This is a genomic window from Micromonospora matsumotoense, from assembly GCF_050951065.1.
Classification (GTDB): domain Bacteria; phylum Actinomycetota; class Actinomycetes; order Mycobacteriales; family Micromonosporaceae; genus Micromonospora; species Micromonospora matsumotoensis.
Window position 1 is genome coordinate 7,004,366 of the sequence record NZ_CP192025.1, and the last position, 21,144, is coordinate 7,025,509.

A 21,144-nucleotide genomic window follows, 5' to 3' on the forward strand; every position below is an offset into this window, starting at 1 on the left:
CTCGTGGGGAGTGACGGTGCGGTCAGGCGACCTCGACGATCAGTTCGATCTCCACCGGGGCGTCCAGCGGCAGCTCGGCCACCCCGACGGCGGAGCGGGCGTGCCGGCCGGCCTCACCGAAGACCGACCCGAGCAGGTCGGAGGCCCCGTTGATCACGGCCGGCTGGCCGTGGAAGCCCGGTGCCGAGGCCACGAAGCCGGTCAGCTTCACGATCTTGACGATGTTCTCCAGGCCGACCAGCGAATCGACGGCGGCGAGGGCGTTCAGCGCGCACCGCTCGGCGAGATCCTTGGCCTGCTCGGGCGAGACACCCGCGCCGACCTGGCCGGTGGCGAGCAGCTTGCCCTCGGCCACCGGCAGCTGACCGGAGACGTAGACGTGCTGGCCGGACTGCACGGCCGGCACGTAACTCGCCACCGGCGGCACCACGTCGGGCAGGGCCAGACCCAGCTCGGCGAGCTTGGCGTGGGGTCCGTTGCTCATCGTCGGACCCCTCAGCCCTTGGGGCGCTTGAGGTACGCGACCAACTGGTCCGGGTTCGGGCCGGGGACCACGGCGACGAGTTCCCAGCCGTCCTCGCCCCAGTTGTCGAGGATCTGCTTGGTCGCGTGGACCAGCAGCGGGACCGTGGCGTATTCCCACTTCTGCATCGGTGGAAGGCTCCCTTGCCTGACGTGGACTGTTCCGCCGACAGCCTACGGTCCGGGCGACGGTCGGGGCGCGGGACGCTGCTCCGGGGCGGTGGGCAACTCGCCGCACTGGCCGGTGTGGTCGTACGGCTGGGGGCAGCGGGACCGGTCGGGCAGCAGCAGGTCGCAGAAGACCCGGTGCCGGTTGTTCTGGTCGTCGGCGGTGGAGACGGTGGTCTCGCCGGCGTCCAGTTCGACGAGGAAGCCGAGCGAGGTGGCCACGGTGCCGGCCAGGGCGGTCGCCGCCGCCAGGTCGGCCACCCGGATCGGCAGGTGGATGACGTAGCCGGGCTCCTCGTCGTCCCGGCTCCGGTCAGCGGGGCGGCCGAGGATCCGCAGCACCTCGGCCGGTTCGGCGCAGCGCCGGTAGGACCGCTCGTTCATCGGCAGTCCACCACCCGGCCCGTCCACGTCACCGGCCGAACCGCCCCGCCTCCCCCGGTCTCCTGGTGAGAAGTGGGCTCGGGCGATGTTCTCCGCGTCGCGCATGTACCTGCCTCCGGCCTCGTACCGTGAATGACCGCCGTCTGGACCGGGCGCCGACCCGATCCGCTCCCCCACACCCGGACGAACGTAGGACCCGGCCGGGGCGACGGACAACGAGACGCGCGCGATCGATCACCCAAAGTCACATATGCGACAGATGCTTGGTCCGAAAGGTGATCGCGACCCACCGCAGGTCGTGAGCGGTCCGCCACGCCCCGCCTATCGACCGTTACCCTTGCGCCTCGGACGGGCGATCAGGGGTCGCCCGCCGCGCCCGTACCCGCGTCGTCGCCAGGGGCGGCGACGGCGCCCCATCCCCCGGGGGACCACATGACCCAACCACCGTTCGGTGGCGCGAGCGGATCGCCGGGCGTGCCAGCGCCGCGGCAGGACCAACCCGACCGGGGCGGTACGACCGCCCCCGGCACCTCCCCGTCCGGCACCGCCGCGCCGTCGCCGTCGGGCTACCCGGCGTACCGGACACCGACCCCCGCGCGGCGACGTGGCGTGCTGGTCGCCTCGCTCGCGCTGGTCGCGGCCGTCGTGCTCTGCGGTGGCGGCGGAACGCTCGCCTTCCTGACCCTGCGCAACACCGAGGGTGGCGAGGGCGCCAAGGAGCCGACGGTGGCGGTGGACGGCTTCCTCACCGCCGTCTACCAGGACCGGGACGCCGGCAGGGCGGCCAACTTCGTCTGCGCGGAGTCCCGCGACCAGCAGAAGATCAGCGCCAAGGTGGCCGAGGTGCAGAAGTACACCACGCTCTACACCAACCCCCGGTTCCGCTGGTCCAGCCCGGCCGTCGACAACCAGAACGGCGACCGGGCCACCGTCTCCACCAAGCTGACCCTGACCACCGCGGACGAGAAGATCGCCGAGCAGTCGTTGCGGTTCACCGTGGTACGGAAGACGGGTTGGTGGGTCTGCGAGGTCGGCTGACCACGTGGGGTGGATAGGCTCGACCGGTGCGAGCAGCTGAGCGGCCGGCCGACCCGGCCGGCACCGGATGGCCGTCCCGCCTGCACGTGGTGACCGGCAAGGGCGGCACGGGCAAGACGAGCGTGGCGGCGGCGTTGGCGCTCGCCCTGGCCACCGGGGGACATCGCACCCTGCTGGTCGAGGTGGAGGGCCGGCAGGGCATCGCCCAGCTCTTCGGCGTCGAGCCGCTCCCGTACGCCGAGCGTCACCTCGCCGACGCCCCGGGCGGCGGCGAGGTGCGCGCCCTGGCGGTGGACGCCGAGGAGGCGTTGCTGGAGTACCTCGACATGTTCTACAAGCTCGGCGCGGCCGGCCGGGCGCTGCGCAAGCTCGGCGCGATCGACTTCGCCACCACCATCGCCCCCGGCCTGCGGGACGTGCTGCTCACCGGCAAGGTCAAGGAGGCCACCACCCGGAGCACCGGCCAACGCCGGGTGTACGACGCGGTGGTGCTGGACGCCCCGCCGACGGGCCGGATCGGGCGCTTCCTCAACGTCACCGCCGAGACCGCCCGACTGGCGAAGGTCGGCCCGATCAAGACCCAGAGCGAGGGGGTCTCGGCGCTGCTGCGCTCCCCGATGACGGCGGTGCACGTGGTGACGCTGCTGGAGGAGATGCCGGTCCAGGAGACGGTGGACGCGATCGCCGAGCTGACCCAGCTCGGTTTCCCGGTGGGCCGGGTGATCGTCAACGCCGCCCGCCCGCCGCTGACCACCGGTCGGGCGGTGACCCGGGCGGAGCTGAAGCGGGGGCTGGCCGCCGCCGGCCTGCCGACCGATCCGGCGACCGTGGCCGGGCTGGCCGGCGAGGCGCGGGACCAGCAGGTACGACGGGAGCTGGAGGATTCGCTCCGGACCGACCTGGCGGAGCTGGGACGACCGGTGACCGAGCTGCCGCTGCTGCCCGACGGGGTGGACCGCGCCGGGCTGACGGCGTTCGCCGGGATCCTCCGCCGGGCGGATTGACGCACAGCTCACGTCGGCCCGGACGCACGGACCCCCCCGGCCCGATACGCTCGATCGGTGCCTTCCGAAGACGCGGCGCCCGTGCTGGACGTCGACCAGATCCTCGCCGACCCCGGCGTGCGCATCGTGGTCTGCTGTGGCGCCGGTGGGGTCGGCAAGACGACCACCGCGGCGGCGTTGGCGCTGCGGGCGGCCGAGCGGCACGGCCGGCGCACGGTGGTGCTCACCATCGACCCGGCCCGCCGGTTGGCCCAGTCGCTCGGCCTGACCGAGCTGGACAACACCCCCCGCCGGGTCAAGGGGATCGACGTCGAGGCCGGCAGCGGTGAGCTGCACGCCATGATGCTGGACATGAAACGCACCTTCGACGACGTGGTGCTCCAGCACACCGACCCGGCGAAGGCTGCGGAGATCTTCGCCAACCCGTTCTACCAGGCCATGAGTTCCACCTTCGCCGGCACCCAGGAGTACATGGCGATGGAGAAGCTGGGTCAGCTGCACGCCCGGGGCGAGTGGGACCTGATCGTGGTGGACACCCCGCCGTCCCGCTCGGCGCTGGACTTCCTGGACGCCCCGGCCCGACTCTCCCGCTTCCTGGACGGCCGGATGCTGCGGCTGCTGCTCGCCCCGGCGCGCAGCGGGGGGCGGAGCATGTTCAGCTTCGTCACCGCCAGCTTCGGGATGTTCTCCCGGGTGGTGCAGAAGGTGCTCGGGGCGCAGTTGCTGACCGATCTCTCCGGCTTCGTCGCCGCCCTCGACTCGATGTTCGGCGGGTTCCGGCAGCGGGCCGAGCAGACGTACCGCATCCTCCAGGCGGGGGAGACGGCGTTCCTGCTGGTGGCGACGCCGGAGCCGGACGCGGTCCGGGAGGCCGCCTACTTCGCCGGGCGGTTGGGCGAGGAGCGGATGCCACTGGCCGGGCTGGTGCTCAACCGGGTGCACCGGCCGGCGGTGACCCTGGGCGCGGTGGAGAGCCGGGCGGCGGCCGACCGGTTGGCGGGCCTGGGTGGGCACGACGCCACGGTCGACGTGCTGCGCGCGCACGCGGCGCTGGCGCAGCAGGCGGTCCGCGAGGAGCAGGTCGCCCAGCGGTTCACCGAGGCGTTCCCGGCGGTGCCGACGGTGTCGGTCACGGCGCAGCCCGCCGACGTGCACGACGTCGACGGGCTACGGACGATCGGCGCGGCGATCAGCCGGGCCTGACCGGCGGGCACAGGCCCCCGGGCGACCGGCGGCGCAGGCCACCGGGGCGACCGGCGGGCAGCCGGGCCGGGTCAGCCTGCGGCGGCGGTGACCAGGATCTTGTCCTTGCCGGTCCGGTCCTTGGCGTTCTTCTTCATTGCCGCCTCGAACATCTTGCGCCAGCTCGCCACCTGCGGGTGCCGGCGCAACAGCGCCCGACGTTCCCGTTCGGTCATGCCACCCCAGACGCCGAACTCGATGCGGTTGTCGAGCGCGTCTGCCAGGCACTCGTACCGCACCGGGCAGCTGCGGCAGATCCGCTTGGCCACGTTCTGCTCGGCACCCTGTACGAACAACGCGTCCGGGTCCCCGTTCTGACACGCCGCCAGCGACGGCCAGTCAGTGATCATCCCCATCTGTACACGTCCCCCCTTGCAGTACCTACCGACCTCGTGCGACCAGCCGTCGTTCCCCCGGTCGTCCGGCCCGTTCCTTCCCCCAAGGAGGCACGGACGACGTGTGGCTCGTGTCGCGCCACCATCATGCTCTGTAGTCGCATGATTACGCAACGTTGTCGGCGAAATCCAACATTCCGGACAGTCCCGGCTTCCCGGGCCTTCGATCGCCGCTTACCCGGCCGGAGTACGTGAAAACGCTGCGCGGGCTCCACCGATCGGTGGAGACTCGGCGCGGGTCACACGCAACCTCGCACCGGGGGTCGTGCGTTTAGCACAACGAGGTCGGCGCGCGCAGGAAATGGGGAAAGAACGCCCCAGCGCCCCTCGTTCCCTACTCGCGTACCCTGTCGAGGTGACCTGGATGCGGAAACGTGACCACAATGTCTTCACCAACGCCGCATCGCTACTGATCTGCGGCCTGCTGGCCGGTGTGGTGGTGGCGGCAGCGGCCTTCCCCGCGGTGGCGATGTCCGGCCTGGCCGCGAAGGCCGGCGCCGAGACCTTCGGGGCGCTGCCCAAGGAGCTGACCGTGGCCCGCGCGCCACAGATCAGCTACCTGCTCGCCAGCGACAACAAGACCCCGCTGGCCACCCTCTACGACGAGAACCGGCGCGACGTCAAGTTCGCCGACATCTCCCCGAACATGCTCAAGGCGATCATCGCCGCCGAGGACCACGACTTCTACAAGCACAACGGCGTCGACCTGAACGGCATCGCCCGGGCCTTCGTCAACAACCAGTCGGGCGCCAACTCCCAGCAGGGCGCGTCCACGCTGACCATGCAGTACGTCCGGCTGGCCATCGCCTACTCGGCCACCCACCCGGCGGACGTGGTCGCCGCGACCGAGGACACCAGCGCCCGCAAGATCCGCGAGATGAACCTGGCCCTCCAGGTCGACAAGGAATTCTCGAAGGACGAGATCCTCACCCGCTACCTGAACCTCGCCTCCTTCGGCAACGGCGCGTACGGCGTCTTCGCCGCCAGCCAGGTGTACTTCGGCAAGTCCCCCAAGAACCTCAAGATCGAGGAGGCGGCGCTGCTGGCCGGCATGGTCAAGGCGCCCACCACCAACGATCCGACCACCCGCAGCGGCTACCCGCTCGCGCTCGACCGGCGCAACTACGTCATCGACAACATGGTCAAGACGAAGGCCATCACCCAGCAGGAGGCGGACGCCGCCAAGGCGGTCAAGCTGGTGGTGAAGGACAAGCGCACCCCGAACGGCTGCGTCGCCACCAACCAGAAGGACTGGGGCTTCTTCTGCGACTTCTTCTACCGCTGGTGGCTCACGCAGGAGACCTTCGGCTCCACCACGTACGACCGGGAGCGGCGGCTCAAGAGCGGCGGCTACACCATCACCACCACGCTGGACGTGCAGGCGCAGAACGGCGCCGACCGGGCCGTCCGCAAGAACCTCGGGGTGAACAGCAAGGCCGCCCGGATGGTCGCCGCGATCGAGCCGGGCACCGGCCGGGTACGGGCGCTGTCGGTCAACCGGAACTTCAAGATCGATGACCCGAAGAAGCCGCAGAACAAGTACTCCAGCGACCCCAAGAAGGCCAAGAAGAAGATCCGGGGCAACTACCCCAACACGGTGAATCCGCTGCTCAGCGGCGGTCAGGGCATCACCGGCTACCAGGCCGGCTCGACGTTCAAGATGTTCACCATGGTGGCCGCGCTGGAGAAGGGCGTCCCGCTCGCCTACCCGATCAACTCGCCGGCGGAGTTCAAGTCGGAGTACATCGTCGAGCAGGGCTCCCCGGCCGCCTGCGCGGGGACGCACTTCTACTGCCCCAAGAACGCCTCGCCGAGCATGGCCGGCCTGCACAACATGTGGACCGCGTTCGGCAACTCGGTCAACACCTACTTCGTCCCGTTGGAGCAGCAGGTCGGCGCGGAGAACGTGATCAAGGCGGCGCAGAAGCTCGGCATCACCTTCCGCAGCAGCGACGACGCCCGCCGGGCCACCAAGGAGGGCGGCGCCAACCAGTGGGGCGCGTTCACCCTGGGTGTCTCCTTGACCACCCCGCTGGAGCTGGCGAACGCCTACGCCACCCTGGCGGCCGACGGGAAGTTCTGCGAGCCGATCCCGGTGCAGCAGATCAGGGACCCGGAGGGCAACAAGCTCGACGTCGCCAACCCGCGCTGCGAGCAGCGGATCAGCACCGAGGTGGCCCGGGCCGCCGTGGACGCGGCCCGCTGCCCGGTCGGTGACCGGTCCTCGGTCTCCAAGTGCTCCGGGGCGACCGCCCGCAACGTCCGGGGCATCGTCGGCAAGCCGGTGGCCGGCAAGTCCGGCACCACCGACGGTGAGAAGACCTCGTCCCTGGTGGCGATGACCAAGCAGTTCGCGGTGGCCGGCATCATGGCCGACCCGGACTGGGCGCAGACCAACCAGCAGATGGGCCACGACACGCCCACCGGCATCAACCCGGCGGTCTACCAGACGCTGCGGGACGCCATGAAGGGCAAGCCCGGCATCGAGTTCACCCCACCCAACGGCAAGATCATCAATGGCGACCAGCGGTCCATCCCGAACGTGAAGTGCCAGTCGGTGGACAGTGCCCGGAGCAGGCTCAAGGACGCCGGCTTCTCCGTCGTCGTCTCCGACAACAAGATCGCCTCGGACTGCCCGGCCGGCTCCGTCGCCGGCACCAGCCCCGACGGCCGCACCATCAAGGGCGGCGTGGTCACCATCGAGGTGAGCAGCGGCGGCGGCAGCACCCCGAACCAGGGCAACACGCCGGGCAACCCCGGTAACCCACCGGGTCGCCCACCAGGCAACAACTGACCCGTACCGACGACGGGCGGGCACCCCACACGGGGTGCCCGCCCGTCGCGTGTCCGCCGCATCGATCCGGGCGCCTGGACCTGACCCGCCACCGCAGCGGTCCGGGCGCTTCGACCTGACCCGCCGCCGGCCCCTACCGGCGACGGTGGGTCAGAGACCGAGCTGTCGGCGTACCTCGGCGGCGACGCGACCACCCTCGGCCCGGCCGGCCACCGCGGCCTGAGCCGCCTTCATCGCCGGGCCCATCTGGGACTTGTCGGTGAAGCCGCCGGTGGCGAGCGCCCCCGAGACCAGCTCCGTCAACTCCTGATCGGAGAGCTGCTTCGGCAGGTAGCGGTCCAGCACCACGCCCTCGGCGGTCTCCTTGTCGGCCTGCTCGGCGCGCCCGGCGTCGGCGAACGCGGCAGCCGCCTCCCGGCGCTTCTTCGCCTCCTTGGTCAGCACCGCGAGCACCTCGTCGTCGGAGAGCTCGCGCTTGGCCTTGCCGGCGACCTCGGCATTCCCGACGGCGGCCAGGGCCATCCGCAACGTGGAGGTGGTCAGCTCGTCGCGCGCCTTGAGTGCGGCGCGCATGTCTGCGGTCAGGCGGTCCTTCAGCGTGCTCATGGACGCTCAAACTACCCTGGTCGGCATGCGAAAGCGCACACTATTCGGCCTCGCCGCCGGGACCGTCGCCGCCGGAGCGGCCACCCTGGCGTACGCGTCCCTCGTCGAACGCAACATGTTCACCCTGCGCCGGTACGACGTGCCGGTGCTGCCGGCCGACGCCGAGCCACTGCGCGTGCTGCACCTGTCGGACCTGCACATGATGCCCGACCAGCGGCGCAAGCAGCAGTGGGTGGCGTCGCTGGCCGCCCTCGACCCGGACCTGGTGGTGGTCACCGGGGACAACATGGCCCACCCCGACGCGGTGCCCGGGGTGCTGCGCGCCCTGCAACCACTGCTCGACTACCCGGGGGCGTTCGTCTTCGGCTCCAACGACTACACCGGGCCGGTCTGGAAGAACCCGTTCACCTACTTCCTGCCCCACCGGGAGTACGCCGAGGGCGCCGCCCTGCCGTACGAGGAACTGCGCGACGTGCTCACCGGCGCCGGCTGGGCGGACCTCAACAACGCCCGTACCTCGGTCAAGGCCGGTGGCCGCCTGGTCGAGCTGGTCGGCGTGGACGACCCGCACATCGGGCAGGACGACTACCCGGCCGTCGCCGGCCCGGTAACCCCCACCGCGGACCTGTCCATCGCGCTCGCCCACGCCCCGGAACCAGCCCTGCTCGACCAGATGGCCGCCGACGGCTTCGGCCTGCTGCTGGCCGGGCACACCCACGGCGGGCAGGTCTGCGTACCCGGCTACGGCGCGCTGGTCACCAACTGCGGGCTACCCCGTGCCATGGCGAAGGGCCTGCACCGCTGGCCCGGCTCCGACTCCTGGCTGCACGTCTCGGCGGGCCTCGGCACCCACCCCACCGCCCCGGTCCGCTTCGCCTGCCCACCCGAGGCCAGCATCCTCACCCTCACCCCCCGCTGACCCTCCTTCACGCCGCTCTGCTGCCCCTGCTCCGCTGCTGCCCCTGCTCTGCTGCCCACCCCACTGGCCTCGCCCCATCCACCCCCGCTCCATGATCAGATTGCGAAAATGGAGACGACACGCCGTCAAACTTGCACAAAATCGCAATCTGATCATGGAGGCGGCAGACGGCGAGCCGGTCGACGGCGGGGTGGGGCCGAGCAGCGGAGGATCATCGGGTCCCCCGGCCACCGAGCGGCCGGGCCGGGGGGGTACCGAGTTTGCTCGGCGGAGCGGGTGGGCTACTATTTCACCGCACGCCTCGGGGTGTGGCGCAGCTTGGTAGCGCGCTTCGTTCGGGACGAAGAGGTCGTCGGTTCGAATCCGGCCACCCCGACCGAGGAGATCGGGCCAGGTGAGACACCATCTCACCTGGCCCGATACTGCAAAGCTGACACTTCAACTCAGCGAACCACGTCGATTCTCGCTAGCCTTCCTTGCCCTCGTTCTGCTCGATCGTCAGCGGAAAGTCAGCGAAGGACTCCCGAACCCGGTCAGCACCCGCCTCGAATGCGTGCGTGTACCGATCGAGCGTGGTGGAGATCTGCTCGTGCCCCATCACGCGGGCCACGTCGTTGATCGGCACACCGTCTGTGATCAACCAGGTGGCGTAGGAGTGCCGCAGGTCGTGAAACCGCAACCCACCTTGCGCCATGCGGGACACCCGAGCGCGGGCAGCCCGGCGGTTCGGAAGTTCCTCGCTGACCTCGTTGCCGTCGCGGTCGCGCCAGGTTGCCCGCCACGCGCGGGGGCCGACCTGGACCACCTGGCCGAGAAGCCCGACGCGCACCAGCGCCGGCCGCCAGATCCACGCTCGGAAGACGGTGCGGCGCATCGACCCACCGGCCTCGTTGGTGAAGACCTCGCCGGCCGCGCCCGGCGGAACGGCCTTGCGGTGGCGCCGCAGCTCCCGAACGGCGAACGGCGGTAGCGGCACGGTACGCCGTCCCGCGCGGGACTTCGGGTAGGGCTTGAAGGTCACCGTTCCTGCCACCTCGGCCCCAACCCGGCTGACCCTCACCGTGGCCTTGTCTAGGTCGATCGTGTCCCACGTCAAGCCCACGCACTCCCCCCACCGCAGCCCGGTTCCACCCGCCAGCGCCACCAACGCCCGGTAGCGCTCCGGGATTTCCGGCAGTAGGGCGGCGAACGCCTCCCGGGTGATGACCTGCTCATCGGCGTCCGTGCGACGGCGCTTGGGCAAGCGCACCCCATCGGCCGGGTTCTCGGCGATGATTCGATCCCGAACGGCCAGCGCCAGCACAGCCCGCAGAAGACGGCAGCACTCCCGGACGGTCGCCGGGGCCAGGCGCTGACCCAGCTCGGTTGCCCACTGCTGAACGTCGGAGTGGTTGATCCGGCCAACCGGTACCGCACCCCACCGGGGCAGCACCCGGTGCCGCATGACCGAGGCGTCCCGAGCGATGGTCACCAGTTCGTCATTGCGGCCGGCGGCCCACTTGGCCGCGTAGACCTCGAAGAGCACGCGACCGGCATGCGGGTCCACGTAGGTGCCTCGCATCAGCGCCGCTTCAGTCTCGGCCAGGAACGTGCTCGCTCGCTTCTTGGTCGGAAAGGTCTTCGCCCGCTGTCGTCCGGTCGCGTCGCGCCAGTTGGCGCGGTAGGTCCCTGCGTCAGTACGGATGATGTGTCCCACGGTTGTGGATCTCCTTGGGTTGGTGACGGTGTGTTATCTGTGGCGCGGCCGGTGGTCGGCCGTGCTAGCAGGGCTTGCGGGGGTGGTGATTCGGGTTCTGGTGGGGGTTCGGGGTGTTGGTGCTGGTGGGCTGCTATCTGCTATGCCGCTGGTAGGGCTGGCGATTGGCTGCTAGCACGTCTGCTATCGCTAGCAGGGCGGGCTGCTATCGATTGCAGCCCTGCTGGCACGGTCGGACGGCCGGTGGTTGGTGACGGAGCGTGTATCTGACGGGTGAGGCGTCGCGGTCGTCTAGCGCTGCTGAACCCACGTCGGTCGGTCGCTGTGGAGGGGTTCAGTCGTTCTGACCGGTGGTGCCGATAGGCGCTAGGTGCCAGGTGGGGGCGGGGTTGGGCCGCTAGCGGTGCCGCTAGGTCTAGCGGGTGGTGGCGCTAGACCTAGCGGCACTGCCGGCCGATGAGATGGCCCCGCCCCCGGGTGTGCGGCTCGGCAGGCACCGACCGGGGGAGGGGCCATCTCATGCGCCGTTGCGTCGGTGCTGGCGTTGTTCGGCGCGTTCCATGCGGTCCAGTTCGGCGGCTACGTCCTCGGTGCTGGCCTCGGGCAGGTCGTCAAGCCAGCGGTGGAGTCGGCCTTTGGGGATGAGCCACCGGCCGCCGAGCTTGATCGCGGGGATTTCGCCGGAGCGGACCAGGGCGTAGGTGGAGCCGAGCGACAGCGACAGGATCTCGGCGGTTTCGGCGACGGTGTAGACGGCGCTGGCGACCTTCGCCGGTCGACCGGTGGAGGTGCCCCCCGCTCCGGTGGGGGTGGTCGGGTTCGGTCGGTAGGGGAAGGGGATGACGGTGCTCACGGTGGTGTCCTCCGGGGTAGCGGTAGCGGCTGCTGGGGGTCGGTGGAGCGCTGTGTGGCGGGTTCCTGGGCTTCTGGCGGGGTGGCCGCGACCCGCGACCGTTGGCCGTTGGTGCTGGTCGGGTCGGTCGCGGTGCGGGTCGCGTTGGCGCGACCGGTCGCGGGCGGGCCGCGACCCGCCGTGGTGACGGTTGCCGCCTGGCCGTGACGCAACGCCCGCGCGGTCGAGCTGGGCGGCGCGGTGACAACCGGGGTTGTCGTCAGGTGGCTTGCGTCGCCGGTCGGCTAGGAGGTGCCTGGTCGTCGTGCTGGCCGCTGGCGCGGGTGGGCGGGGTGGCCGGCTGGTTGGTCCTAGACCGCTAGATCCCTGGTGGGCAGCGGGTTTCGCTCCTTGGGGCGCTCCTAGGTCTAGGAGGTGGCCGGTCCTAGGGCTAGGAGGGTCGATGGTCGGGTGACGGATGCCAGCCGGCGGGATTGCGTCACGCCCGCTCTGCGGCCCGATGCCGGTCGTTCCTGGCCCGTCCGTCCTCTGTAGAGGGTTGGCGGGGCAGTGCGGCAGAAGGGCGCAGGGCGGGCCACTGAGAGGGCCGTAGGCGCATGATCCGACCCGGGTCGGGGTTAGGCCATGCGTCGATGCGTCTGTGTGGCTCTGAGCGGGCCGGGTTCCGGTCGCCTGGCCGTGCGGCGTGGCCGGCGGGGGTGGTGGTGGCGCTGACACGTTGACACTCCCTCTTGATCGGCGGGTTTGTACTGGTCGGGGCGGGTGTCGCGCTGTCAGCGCCGACCGTTGACAGGCGTTGACAGCGCTGACACCTGGCCGCGACTAGCGGAGTGACGGACCGTGACCGGATCGGCCAGTCGGCGCGCCAGTCGGCTCAGTCAGCCCAGTCGGCTCAGCTTCCGTGAGGTGAGCTGACTGAGCCGACTGTGAGCCGACTGGCGCAGCCCGTCACGTTCCGTGAGCGGGGTTGAGTTGCCAGATCGAGGTGGACGGGAAGCCTGCGCGGGTGGTGGTGACCTTGGCGCGGCTGCGGGCGCGCTTGAGGGTCGCCTCGGCGAACCCGGCGGCGCGGGCGGCCTTGAGCACGTCCTCCCGGGCTGCTTCGCCGCCCTTGCTGATGAGGTAGGCCTTCAGCCAGTCGGCGCACTCGTCGCGCTCGGTACGGTCCTCCACGGTGCCGCCCGCGCTGTCACCGAGGATGTCGCCCACAGACCGGTCGGACTCCCCGGTGATGGTCAGCTTCCCGACGAACGCCGGTCCCTCGTCGGTGGGGATCTCGACCGACTCCACGACGTACCGCAGCGAGGGCAGGTCCAGGGGGCCAAGGTTGTTCTTCGCCTGGGACATGACGCACGAGCCGTCTCCGGCGTCGTCGTCACGGGCAATCGCAATCACGGCCCGTGCCACCGCCGAGAATGCCCGTGACCCGGTGATCAGGTTCAGGGCGTCCGGGCTGGCGGACTTGTTGAAGTGCGCCAGCCCGACCACCGCGCACCCGGTGCGGTCGGCCATGTTCACGAGGGGTTCCAGGGCCGTGCGGAGGTCGCGGTCCCGGTGGGTGTCGATCCCGGAGTGGATCAGCGACAGCAGCGGGTCAGCGGCCAGCAGCGCCACGCCGAAACGTCGGATCTCCCGGCCCAGCGCCGTGCAGTCACGGGGCAGGGTCAGCGCGTCAAACCCGCCGTCGTGCTGGACGTCGACCCGGTACACCATGTCGAGATCCGCGCCGGCCGCGTAGAGGCGCGGGCCGATGGTCTGCGACCAGGAGTCTTCGGTGGCGGCGTAGATGACCGGACGCGGGGTGCCGTGGTGCCGACCGGGCAGGATGCCCCGGGTGATCTGCGCGGTGAGCCACGCCAGGGTCAGCGACTTTCCGATGCCCTCCCGCCCGGGTATCACGGTCAGCGCACCGGACGGAATGCGGTTGGTCCACGTCCAGGCGACCGGGCGCATCCGGATCTGTGACGCCGGGGTCAGCAGGATCGTGCGGCCGTGCTCGGCGGGTCCGCCGGGCTCAACCTGACCGGTGCTGACCGGTTCATGGAACGGTTCACCATCCGGGGCGTGACCGGCGGTGATGCCGTCCAGACCTACCGGCGGCGGGGGCATCTCCGGGTCAGATCGGCTGAACCACTCGGCAGCGGGATCAGGTCCGCCCGTCGCCGCGCTGCGGAGTGTTTCAGCCGCTTGGGGTGGTCGGACACCCGGGTCCGAAGATCGGCCCGGCCGGGTCCGTGGTGGTGGAGAGTCCGGCGTCAGCCGGTCCAATCGTGGTCGGTTCGTGGCGGTCACAGGGTGACTCCCGTTCGATTGGTGCGGGTGTGGTCTGGGCGGGCCGGACCCGGGTCCGGCCCTCGGTCGTCCGGTGACGCGCACCCGGTGACGCAAGCCACCAGGGCGCATCCGTCACCGACCGGCGGTGACAACCGTGGTTGTCACCTGGTGGCGCAGCTCGACGCGCGCCAGGCGGGCCGCCAGCGCGGCGATGGTGGTGACGAACGGGTGCGGTCGGCGCGGCAGCGGCGCGCAGCCGGCGGCGCGCAGGAACACCTGCGGGAGCTGGTCGGCCTTGGCCTCGTTGCACGGCCGGCAGGCCAACACCAGGTTCATCAGCGCCCACCCCGGCAGGACGCTCTGCGGGATCAGGTGGTCCACCGTCGCGCCGAGCAGCGTGGCGAACGGGTGACCGCAGTAGAAGCACCCCGCGCCGTCCCGATCGGCCAACGCCCGCTTGATCGCCCGCATGCGGGCCGAGTTCGGCCGCGCCATCACGCCACCGTCGTCAACTCGCGGCGGGCACCGATCGACCGGGACGCGACCCGCGCCCGGCGAGGGGCCGGCACCGGCATCGGCAGGCCGAACGCCGCGACCACTCGCGTCTCGCACATACGCCGGTGAGCGCGCTCGGCCTCGCCGAGGTGCGCCGTACGCGGGTTCCGGTCATGGGCTACGGCGTCGTGCAGCGCGGCCAGGCCGTACGCGCCGAGGACGTAGGCGACCTCGCCCCGGATCTCCGCAAGGCTCATCTCGGCGACCTCGGCCATGCTGCACTCGGTCAGCATCAGCGCCATCACCAGGTCATCGAGCGACAACGGCAGCGCCACCGCGACCTGCACGACGGTCACGCCAGTGGACTCGAAGTCACCCGAGCGACACGGAATCGACACCACCGGAACAGCGGGGCTGTCGACGGTCGCCGCCGAGGGGTTAGCCTTGACCTGCATCTTCGTACTCCTTCGCTGGAAACGGGTTGATGCACTGGCCTCGGTGGGGTAGCCGCCCCACCGGGGCCGTTCTATGCGGACTACCAACCACCGCTAGCTGACCTTCAGCCCGGTCGGTAACCCCCCTTACGACGATGACCGTAAGGGGGCGACGACCGGTTCGTCAAGGGGGTCGGTGGTGTTCCGCAACCCCCCTTACTAGACTGGTGTCCACCTAGAAGGGGGAGCCCGTGGATGAGCTACAGAGGGTCAGAGACACCCCAGAGCCGCTGGAACGCGTGCGCCTGGCGACCGAAACTCTGGCCGATTACCAGAGCGCGATCGCCGAACTGGGCAAGATCCGCCGGGACACCGTGGACTACCTTCGTAGCCAAGGAATGACGTTGTCAGAGATTGCCGACAAGGCGGGTGTAAGCCGCGCACGTTTGTCGCAGCTCAGCACTGCGACGAAGAAGGCACCGGAGCGCGCAATATTCTCCGACGGCTCCCCCGTAACGATCGCGGTCGACACTAAGCAGGAGGGCGAATCTGGCCGCCCTGTGGTTCACCAGGAACACACGGTCGCCATCGAGATTCTGAATCGCACGGCACGTCGGCTAGACCTGGACGTTGCCGAGGTGGAATACATTATCCCCCCCGGGCTTATCGACCTAAATAGGGATGGGCTAGTAGTTGTATGCGGCCCTCGCAGATCTCCGCTCATTGCTCAAATGCTGGCCGCTGATGAGCGTTACGGGTTCGAGAATGACGCCGATGGCTGGTATCTTCTCGACAAAGCATCAGGGCAGAAGTTTCGCTCCCCCGAAGACTCCGGAGAACCCGGCGACTACGCATACCTTGGCCGCCTTCCCAGACCAGACGGACGAGGTTACTGGCTTTACATGGCAGGGATTCATGCACCGGGCGGCCAAGGTGCTGCAATGTATCTGGAACAAGAACTAGGCGAACTCTATAGAGACGTCAAGGCCGGTCGCTGGTCATGCTTAGTCGAGTGCGGATGGAATCCCGATTCACGGCAAGTCAACCGCGTCGAACTCCTAGCACCGATTCACCAGCCAGGGAGGCAAAATGCGCGTCAGCGTCGCAAGTGAGTCGGGACGCCCGGACGGGCGAAACGAGGACTGGGCTGGAGCAACGACCCGCATCGCTGTCGTTCTTGACGGATTGTCCGAGGCCCCAGAAACCGGGTGCATTCATGGAACACCTTGGTACGTTCACCAACTCGGATGCAAGCTACTAAGCCTAAGCGGTGACACTAACCGGACACTGGCGGAATCGCTAGCCCTGGCTATCGACAGCGTGGCGATGATGCACCGGGATTCATGCGACCTGGCTCACCCTGGTTCGCCATGCTCGACGGTGGCAGTGGTTCGCCAAATCGGCGAGTCGCTCGAATACCTCATCCTCTCCGATTCCATCCTAGCGCTTGACATCATTGGCAATGAACCGCTGGTGGTGCAGGATAAGGCGGTAGAGTCCTTTGCTTCAAGCAGCGCAAAGGCAGCCAGCGCCGCCGGCAATAAGCGCGACACTGACGCGCTATTCACGCTAATTCAGGAGCAACAGAAGGTCCGAAATCAGCCAGGGGGATACTGGGTGGCCCAGGTTAATCCGGCGGCTGCCGAGCATGCAAAAAGCGGAATTGCTAGCGACGTTCGAGGGGCCGCCCTGCTGTCAGATGGCGCTGCGCTTCTCGTGACGGACTTCAACGCGATGGACTGGCCTTCCTTGCTAGAGATCTCCTACGACCTAGGACCGGCAAAGCTGATCGCCATGACGCGAGAGTTCGAGGACCGCGACCCGTACGGCATGGTTTGGCCGAGGTACAAGCATCGAGACGACGCTACGGCGGTCATCTGTCGCTTGCAGTAGGTGAGCCGATGTCTCTGCGTGGCCCTTAGCGGGCCCTCGTTAGGGGACGGACCCCCGGGAAGCGTTGACACGCTGACAATCGCCCCTCATGGCAGCGTTTCCGCAGCTCAGATTGCACGGGAAGGTGTCTACGCCCTCCGTTGACAGGCGTTGACAGCGTTGACAGTTCGCCGTCGCCCGGTCCGGGTGTCAACGCCTGTCAACGCCTGTCAACACCCCCCGTTGACACCCTCATACCCCCTTCCACCTGCGAAAGCGTCGCGCGGATCGGCGATTGTCAGCGTGTCAACGCGCCCCGCCCCATTCCCGCCCCGTCGCCGTTCATGGCTGCCGCCCGGCGACAACCCCGGTTGTCACCGTGCCGCCCAACTCGACCCCGCCGGCCGCGCCGAGGGCGGTGACACCCCCGCAGGGCTCTCACCACTGTCACCACCACCCGGTGACGACCTAAAGCCCAGCCTGAACAGCAGCAACACCCCGGACGACGGGGTGACAACCGGGGTTGCCGTCTATCCATGGGGCGTCGAGCCCGGGGCGGCCCGGGTAAACGACTCCTGCTTGGTCTCAGCGCTGACGTAACCCGCCGGCCGCGTTCCGTCATGCCCTCTCACGCTGGTCCACGTAGTCAGCAGGAAGTCAGCAGAATCCTTGACAGTCGTTGATGTTGTTCGACCATGAGTGACGGGTGTACAACAACGAATGGCAAGTCTGCATACCTGCCGACGTTTTCTAGCAGCTCTCATCCGCCTTCGGGACGAAGAGGTCGTCGGTTCGAATCCGGCCACCCCGACAGAGGTAAGAGGGCACATCCGATCCATGGATGTGCCCTCTAGTGCTTCTGTACAGCAGTGGAGTACAGCAGCAGTCACCGCAGGCTCTCCCCCAGCCGCTTGAGGGCGTCGCGGGTGGCGTCCGAGGACGCCTGCGAATAGATCTCCATCGTGACCGACACCTCGGCGTGCCGGAGCACCTGCATGATGACGCGCGGGTGCACGTCCAGGTCGACGAGCAGGGTCGCGCAGGTACGCCGGGCGTCGTGCACGGTGATCTTCCGAACTCCGGCGCGGGCGCAGCGGGCATCCCAGGAACGGTTGAAGTTACGCGGCTCGATGGGGGTTCCGTAGCGGGTGGTGAACAGCAGTGGCGAGCCCTGCCAGGCGATGCCCGCCTCGTCGCGGTCGGCCTTCCTTGCCTGCTGGCGGAGGGCGAGTGCCGCCGCGCAGATGTCCGGAAGCGGGAGGGTGGCGTCCGAGGTCTGCGTCTTGGTCTCCCGGTGCAGCAGTTGGCCGCCGACCCGCTGCAACTGCCAGCCGATCGACAACTCCCCCGCCGCCAGGTCCACGGCGTCCCCGGTGAGGCCGAGCACCTCACCCTTGCGCAGGCCGAGCACCAGGATCAGCACGTACGCGGCGTAGAGCGGATCGCGGTCGGCCCGCGCGGATTCCAGGAACCGACGGGCCTCGTCGCTGGTCCACGCCCGGCCCCTGCGGCGGCGGACCGGTGGGAGCTTGACCAGTGCGGCGGCGTTGCGGGTAACCAACTCCTCGGTGGCGGCGTGGTTAAGCGCGGAGCGCAGCACGCCCCGGACGTCCTTGACCGTGCGGGCGGACGGCACGTCACCGCAGCACCGGCCGAGCGCACAGCAGCGCCGCCTGAGTTCCGGGCGGCGGGCGTCCTTGCCCTGGGCGCAGCACTGGCAGGTGCGGGCCACCTCGTTGATCCAGGTCTGCACGTCGCGCACCTGGAGCCGGTCGAGCCGCTTCCCGCCGAGGCCCGGGATTACGTACAGCCGGAGGATCGTCTCGTAGGTGGCGCAGGTCAGCGGCGCGAGGTTGGGGCGTACGACCTCCCGGTGCCAGTAGGTCAGGTAGTCGCCGAGGGTCGGCACCCGGGTGGCGACCGGCCCGGCCTTGGCCTGCTGGTGCAGCTTGATCCACTTGTCGTGGACGACCTCCCGGGTCTGGCCGTAGACATACTTGCGGGTCCGCCTGCCGTCGGGCCTGGTGACCCAGACGTACGCGGCGAAGCCGTTGCGGTAGGGGAAGATCGAGCCTTCGCCGTTGGCGCGGGTACGGGCGGGCATCAGGCGGCCTCCTGCCGCTCGACCTGCTCGCGGACGTACTCGTCGACCCACTCGGGCAGGACACGGCGGTACTTGCCGTCCTTGATGGAGCGCAGCTCGCCGGTGGCGATCTTCATCTTGACCTTGGACAGGCCGAAGCCGAGCAGGACGGCCACCTCGGCGGGCGAGTACCAGCGTGGGGTGAGGGGCTGGGTCATGCCGCCACCCCCGGCCACGCCTGGTGGGCGAGTTCTTCGCGGCCGATGCGCTGGCGTTCGCGGCGTTGGGCGGCGGCGGTGTTGGCGAGCAGGGCGTCACCGTCGGTCAGCCAGCCGGAGCCGACGAAGGCCAGCGTGCCCACGGTGATGGTGCCGGCGGTGTCGTCGCTGTCGGCGGTGTCGGTGTGCTCGGTGCGGCGGTAGGCGGCGCGGGTGTCGCGGAGCAGGCCGAAGGTGACCGAGTAGCGGCGGGCTTTGGTGAGGAAGTGGCCGCCGTAGCCGAGCATGTGCGCCCAGCGGCGCAGCCCGGCGTACTCGTTGGGTGTGGTGTCAAGGTCGCCTTGACGGTCTTCTGTCTTCCCGGCTGTCCGGGTGGTGTGGTGCCGGGTGGGGCGGCCGAGTCGCCAGCAGGCGTCGATGAGGCGGGCGAGGTGGTCGCCTTCCGGGTCGGCGTAGGCGTCGACGGTGTCCGGGGTGAGTCGGGTGGAGCAGTGGCCGGTGACCTCGGTGGACTTGGTGGCGTACTTGGCGAGGTAGGCGGCAACCTTGGCGTCGGTCACGTCGCCGTCGCTGACGCCGATGCGGCGTACGTCGATCTGCTCGCCCCAGGCGATCGGCCAGCCGTGCGGGCGGTCGGGGTGCGGTGGGGTGGTGACGATGATCTGTCGGGTGGCGGCGTGGACGGCGGCGTCGAGGTCGTCGACGGTGACGCCGGCCGGCGGCGGGACCAGGGCGTGCCGGTCGTGCGGGTCGACGCCGTCGAGGCGCAGCAGGACGTGGAAATGCACCGCGCCCCGGCGCTGCATCTCGGCGACCTTCCCGTGGGACACCCGCACCGGAGGCACCCGCCGGACCCGGCCGGAGCCGGTGACGACCTGGACGTGGGGGATGCCACGTCGGCGGCACACTGCGGTGAGGTGGCGTTCGATGGCCTGTTTCGTGCGCCGCCACAGCTCGCCGGAGAAGTAGTTCCAGACGGCCTGGTGGTCGTGGTCGTAGCAGTCCAGGCAGAGCGGTCGACCGAGTTGCGGATCGTCGGCGTCGTGGCGGGTGAAGCAGGCTGCGGGCTGCCCGTGCGGGCAGGTGCCGGCGGTGCTCCGGGCGCGGCAGGGTGCCGGTCGGCAGTCACAGCGCCGCCGGTTGGCGCAGGTGTGTCGGGGGATGTGCCGATGGTGGACCGGGCCGAAGGAGGGCGCGGTGAAGGTCGCGAAGACGACCGGATGCGCGCTGACAGTGGTGGGGATGGTCTTGCCGCCGGTCAGGCCGCAGCGGACCACCTGGAAGGCGTCACCGGCATAGACCCAGGCGCAGTCGGGGCACTGGGCGGCACGGCGGTTGCCGCACGCCTTGTAGAGCGTCCGGTCGGGCAGCTCGTCGGTGTGCTGCTCGGCCAGGACGCGTCCGGTGCCGGGCTCGACGGCGGTGAGGGTGCCGGTCAGGCGGATCGGGCGGGTGCAGCCTCCGGCGGCGCGGGTGTGCTCCAGCCAGCCGAAGTAGTCCGGGGCGGCGGCGCGGTGCAGGGCTTGGGCGTCACGGCCGGCGGTGAGGGTGGACACGGTTTTCTCCTCAAAAGGTGGCAGGGGACGGGCGACGAACTGCCACCGGACGCCGGAGCGGTGTCCGGTGGTGGTGTTCGTGGTGTCTCCTGGCACCGCCGGAGAGGGCGGCTCACGCCGGAGGGCGGGTGCAGGCCATCAGCCTTGGACCGCCGTTGAGCTGGGTTCCTGGATCTTGGGTGATGCCGGGACGGGTGGGGTGCCTGGTCGTCGGCTTCCGGTGGATTGCCGCAGGCGACCCCCACCCGTCGAGGTGCGCGAATCCGAGGGCCATCGTGGACGGCGGGGAAGGCCGTGCTGGGCCGCTCAGCGGATTCCGGGCCGGGGCAACGGCCGGTGCGATCGAGAGCCGGCGGGACGTGGCCCGCGTCAGCGGCAGGAAGGCCGCTCGGTTACTCCGAAGTCGAGTTCAGCGATCCGGCGGGAAGGCCGCGCTGGTGTGCTCGACGAGGGCCAGAGTAGCACCGGGTACCGACACGTCAACCCGCCGTGAAACCGCAGGACGGACGGCTGCCGGCCGGTGTGGGAGGACTTTCTGTACGTCTATCAAGGCGGCCCTGAGCGGGCCGCACGCGCCGCCGCCTGGGCGCG

General features: G+C 69.8%; 20 protein-coding genes and 1 tRNA gene. 8 read left to right on the top strand and 13 right to left on the bottom strand.

From position 1 onward, the window contains the following. Positions 1 to 22 precede the first annotated feature (22 nt). From ACQP1S_RS30030 to ACQP1S_RS30040, 3 genes are read right to left on the bottom strand one after another with little or no spacing between them, the layout of a single operon-like run. Positions 23 to 484, bottom strand: coding sequence for a RidA family protein (locus ACQP1S_RS30030; protein ID WP_091247751.1), 462 nt, complete (start codon positions 482 to 484; stop codon positions 23 to 25). 11 nt (positions 485 to 495) lie between these two features. Continuing rightward, the gene (locus ACQP1S_RS30035; RefSeq protein WP_088959894.1) at positions 496 to 651 is read right to left on the bottom strand and encodes a hypothetical protein; all 156 of its coding nucleotides are present in this window, start codon (positions 649 to 651) and stop codon (positions 496 to 498) included. A 45-nt stretch (positions 652 to 696) separates the two neighbouring features. Then, on the bottom strand, positions 697 to 1,179 hold the full coding sequence (locus ACQP1S_RS30040; RefSeq protein ID WP_091247753.1) for a hypothetical protein: 483 nt from the start codon (positions 1,177 to 1,179) through the stop codon (positions 697 to 699). Positions 1,180 to 1,506: 327 nt separating this feature from the next. On the opposite strand from ACQP1S_RS30040, the gene ACQP1S_RS30045 reads away from it, so the two are divergent. The 3 genes from ACQP1S_RS30045 to ACQP1S_RS30055 are packed head-to-tail and all read left to right on the top strand — an operon-like array spanning position 1,507 to position 4,319. Beyond that, positions 1,507 to 2,112 (top strand): Rv0361 family membrane protein, encoded by a 606-nt coding sequence (locus ACQP1S_RS30045; RefSeq protein ID WP_432901261.1) that lies wholly within the window; start codon positions 1,507 to 1,509, stop codon positions 2,110 to 2,112. 26 nt (positions 2,113 to 2,138) lie between these two features. Then, positions 2,139 to 3,116 (top strand): ArsA-related P-loop ATPase, encoded by a 978-nt coding sequence (locus ACQP1S_RS30050; RefSeq protein WP_432901263.1) that lies wholly within the window; start codon positions 2,139 to 2,141, stop codon positions 3,114 to 3,116. A gap of 57 nt (positions 3,117 to 3,173) precedes the next feature. Next, a complete protein-coding gene (locus ACQP1S_RS30055) occupies positions 3,174 to 4,319 on the top strand; it encodes an ArsA family ATPase (RefSeq protein WP_432901265.1) in 1,146 nt (381 codons plus the stop codon). A 71-nt stretch (positions 4,320 to 4,390) separates the two neighbouring features. Here ACQP1S_RS30055 and ACQP1S_RS30060 read toward each other — a convergent pair whose 3' ends face one another. Next, a complete protein-coding gene (locus tag ACQP1S_RS30060) occupies positions 4,391 to 4,714 on the bottom strand; it encodes a WhiB family transcriptional regulator (RefSeq protein ID WP_091247760.1) in 324 nt (107 codons plus the stop codon). A 403-nt stretch (positions 4,715 to 5,117) separates the two neighbouring features. Between ACQP1S_RS30060 and ACQP1S_RS30065 the strand changes: the two genes are divergently transcribed. Next, complete coding sequence (locus ACQP1S_RS30065; RefSeq protein WP_432901267.1) at positions 5,118 to 7,547, top strand: penicillin-binding protein; 2,430 nt, start codon at positions 5,118 to 5,120, stop codon at positions 7,545 to 7,547. 150 nt (positions 7,548 to 7,697) lie between these two features. On the opposite strand, the gene ACQP1S_RS30070 is transcribed toward ACQP1S_RS30065, so the two are convergent. Next, positions 7,698 to 8,153 (bottom strand): GatB/YqeY domain-containing protein, encoded by a 456-nt coding sequence (locus ACQP1S_RS30070; RefSeq protein ID WP_357895804.1) that lies wholly within the window; start codon positions 8,151 to 8,153, stop codon positions 7,698 to 7,700. Between the two features lie 25 nt (positions 8,154 to 8,178). Here ACQP1S_RS30070 and ACQP1S_RS30075 point away from each other — a divergent pair, with 25 nt between their 5' ends. Both ACQP1S_RS30075 and ACQP1S_RS30080 read left to right on the top strand, forming a co-directional pair. Continuing rightward, positions 8,179 to 9,072 carry a metallophosphoesterase gene (locus ACQP1S_RS30075; RefSeq protein WP_091247765.1) on the top strand — a complete coding sequence of 298 codons (894 nt, stop codon included), beginning with the start codon at positions 8,179 to 8,181 and terminating at the stop codon, positions 9,070 to 9,072. 302 nt (positions 9,073 to 9,374) lie between these two features. Then, positions 9,375 to 9,448 (top strand) — tRNA-Pro (locus ACQP1S_RS30080). A gap of 90 nt (positions 9,449 to 9,538) precedes the next feature. On the opposite strand, the gene ACQP1S_RS30085 is transcribed toward ACQP1S_RS30080, so the two are convergent. The 5 genes from ACQP1S_RS30085 to ACQP1S_RS30105 form a co-directional block, all read right to left on the bottom strand. After that, entirely contained in the window at positions 9,539 to 10,768 is a 1,230-nt protein-coding gene (locus ACQP1S_RS30085) for a tyrosine-type recombinase/integrase (protein WP_432901270.1), read from the bottom strand. Positions 10,769 to 11,285: 517 nt separating this feature from the next. Then, entirely contained in the window at positions 11,286 to 11,621 is a 336-nt protein-coding gene (locus ACQP1S_RS30090) for a helix-turn-helix domain-containing protein (RefSeq protein ID WP_432901272.1), read from the bottom strand. A 948-nt stretch (positions 11,622 to 12,569) separates the two neighbouring features. After that, positions 12,570 to 13,730 (bottom strand): AAA family ATPase, encoded by a 1,161-nt coding sequence (locus tag ACQP1S_RS30095; RefSeq protein ID WP_432901274.1) that lies wholly within the window; start codon positions 13,728 to 13,730, stop codon positions 12,570 to 12,572. Positions 13,731 to 14,027: 297 nt separating this feature from the next. Next, positions 14,028 to 14,390, bottom strand: a complete 363-nt coding sequence (locus ACQP1S_RS30100) for an HNH endonuclease (protein WP_432901276.1) — start codon at positions 14,388 to 14,390, stop codon at positions 14,028 to 14,030. After that, entirely contained in the window at positions 14,390 to 14,845 is a 456-nt protein-coding gene (locus ACQP1S_RS30105; protein ID WP_432901278.1) for a hypothetical protein, read from the bottom strand. Before ACQP1S_RS30105 ends, ACQP1S_RS30100 begins: the two co-directional genes overlap by 1 nt. A 230-nt stretch (positions 14,846 to 15,075) precedes the next feature. On the opposite strand from ACQP1S_RS30105, the gene ACQP1S_RS30110 reads away from it, so the two are divergent. Both ACQP1S_RS30110 and ACQP1S_RS30115 read left to right on the top strand, forming a co-directional pair. Beyond that, positions 15,076 to 15,936 carry a sigma-70 family RNA polymerase sigma factor gene (locus tag ACQP1S_RS30110; protein ID WP_432901280.1) on the top strand — a complete coding sequence of 287 codons (861 nt, stop codon included), beginning with the start codon at positions 15,076 to 15,078 and terminating at the stop codon, positions 15,934 to 15,936. A 208-nt stretch (positions 15,937 to 16,144) separates the two neighbouring features. After that, entirely contained in the window at positions 16,145 to 16,717 is a 573-nt protein-coding gene (locus tag ACQP1S_RS30115) for a hypothetical protein (RefSeq protein ID WP_432901282.1), read from the top strand. A gap of 865 nt (positions 16,718 to 17,582) precedes the next feature. Here the strand turns inward: ACQP1S_RS30115 and ACQP1S_RS30120 are convergent. Genes ACQP1S_RS30120 through ACQP1S_RS30130 form a run of 3 tightly spaced genes read right to left on the bottom strand, consistent with a single transcriptional unit; the run spans position 17,583 to position 20,553 of the window. Further along, positions 17,583 to 18,800, bottom strand: coding sequence for a tyrosine-type recombinase/integrase (locus ACQP1S_RS30120; protein WP_432901284.1), 1,218 nt, complete (start codon positions 18,798 to 18,800; stop codon positions 17,583 to 17,585). Further along, the gene (locus ACQP1S_RS30125) at positions 18,800 to 18,997 is read right to left on the bottom strand and encodes an excisionase family DNA-binding protein (RefSeq protein ID WP_432901286.1); all 198 of its coding nucleotides are present in this window, start codon (positions 18,995 to 18,997) and stop codon (positions 18,800 to 18,802) included. The genes ACQP1S_RS30120 and ACQP1S_RS30125 overlap by 1 nt, the downstream gene beginning before the upstream one ends. After that, on the bottom strand, positions 18,994 to 20,553 hold the full coding sequence (locus ACQP1S_RS30130; RefSeq protein WP_432901288.1) for a replication initiator: 1,560 nt from the start codon (positions 20,551 to 20,553) through the stop codon (positions 18,994 to 18,996). Before ACQP1S_RS30130 ends, ACQP1S_RS30125 begins: the two co-directional genes overlap by 4 nt. Positions 20,554 to 21,144: the final 591 nt, after the last annotated feature.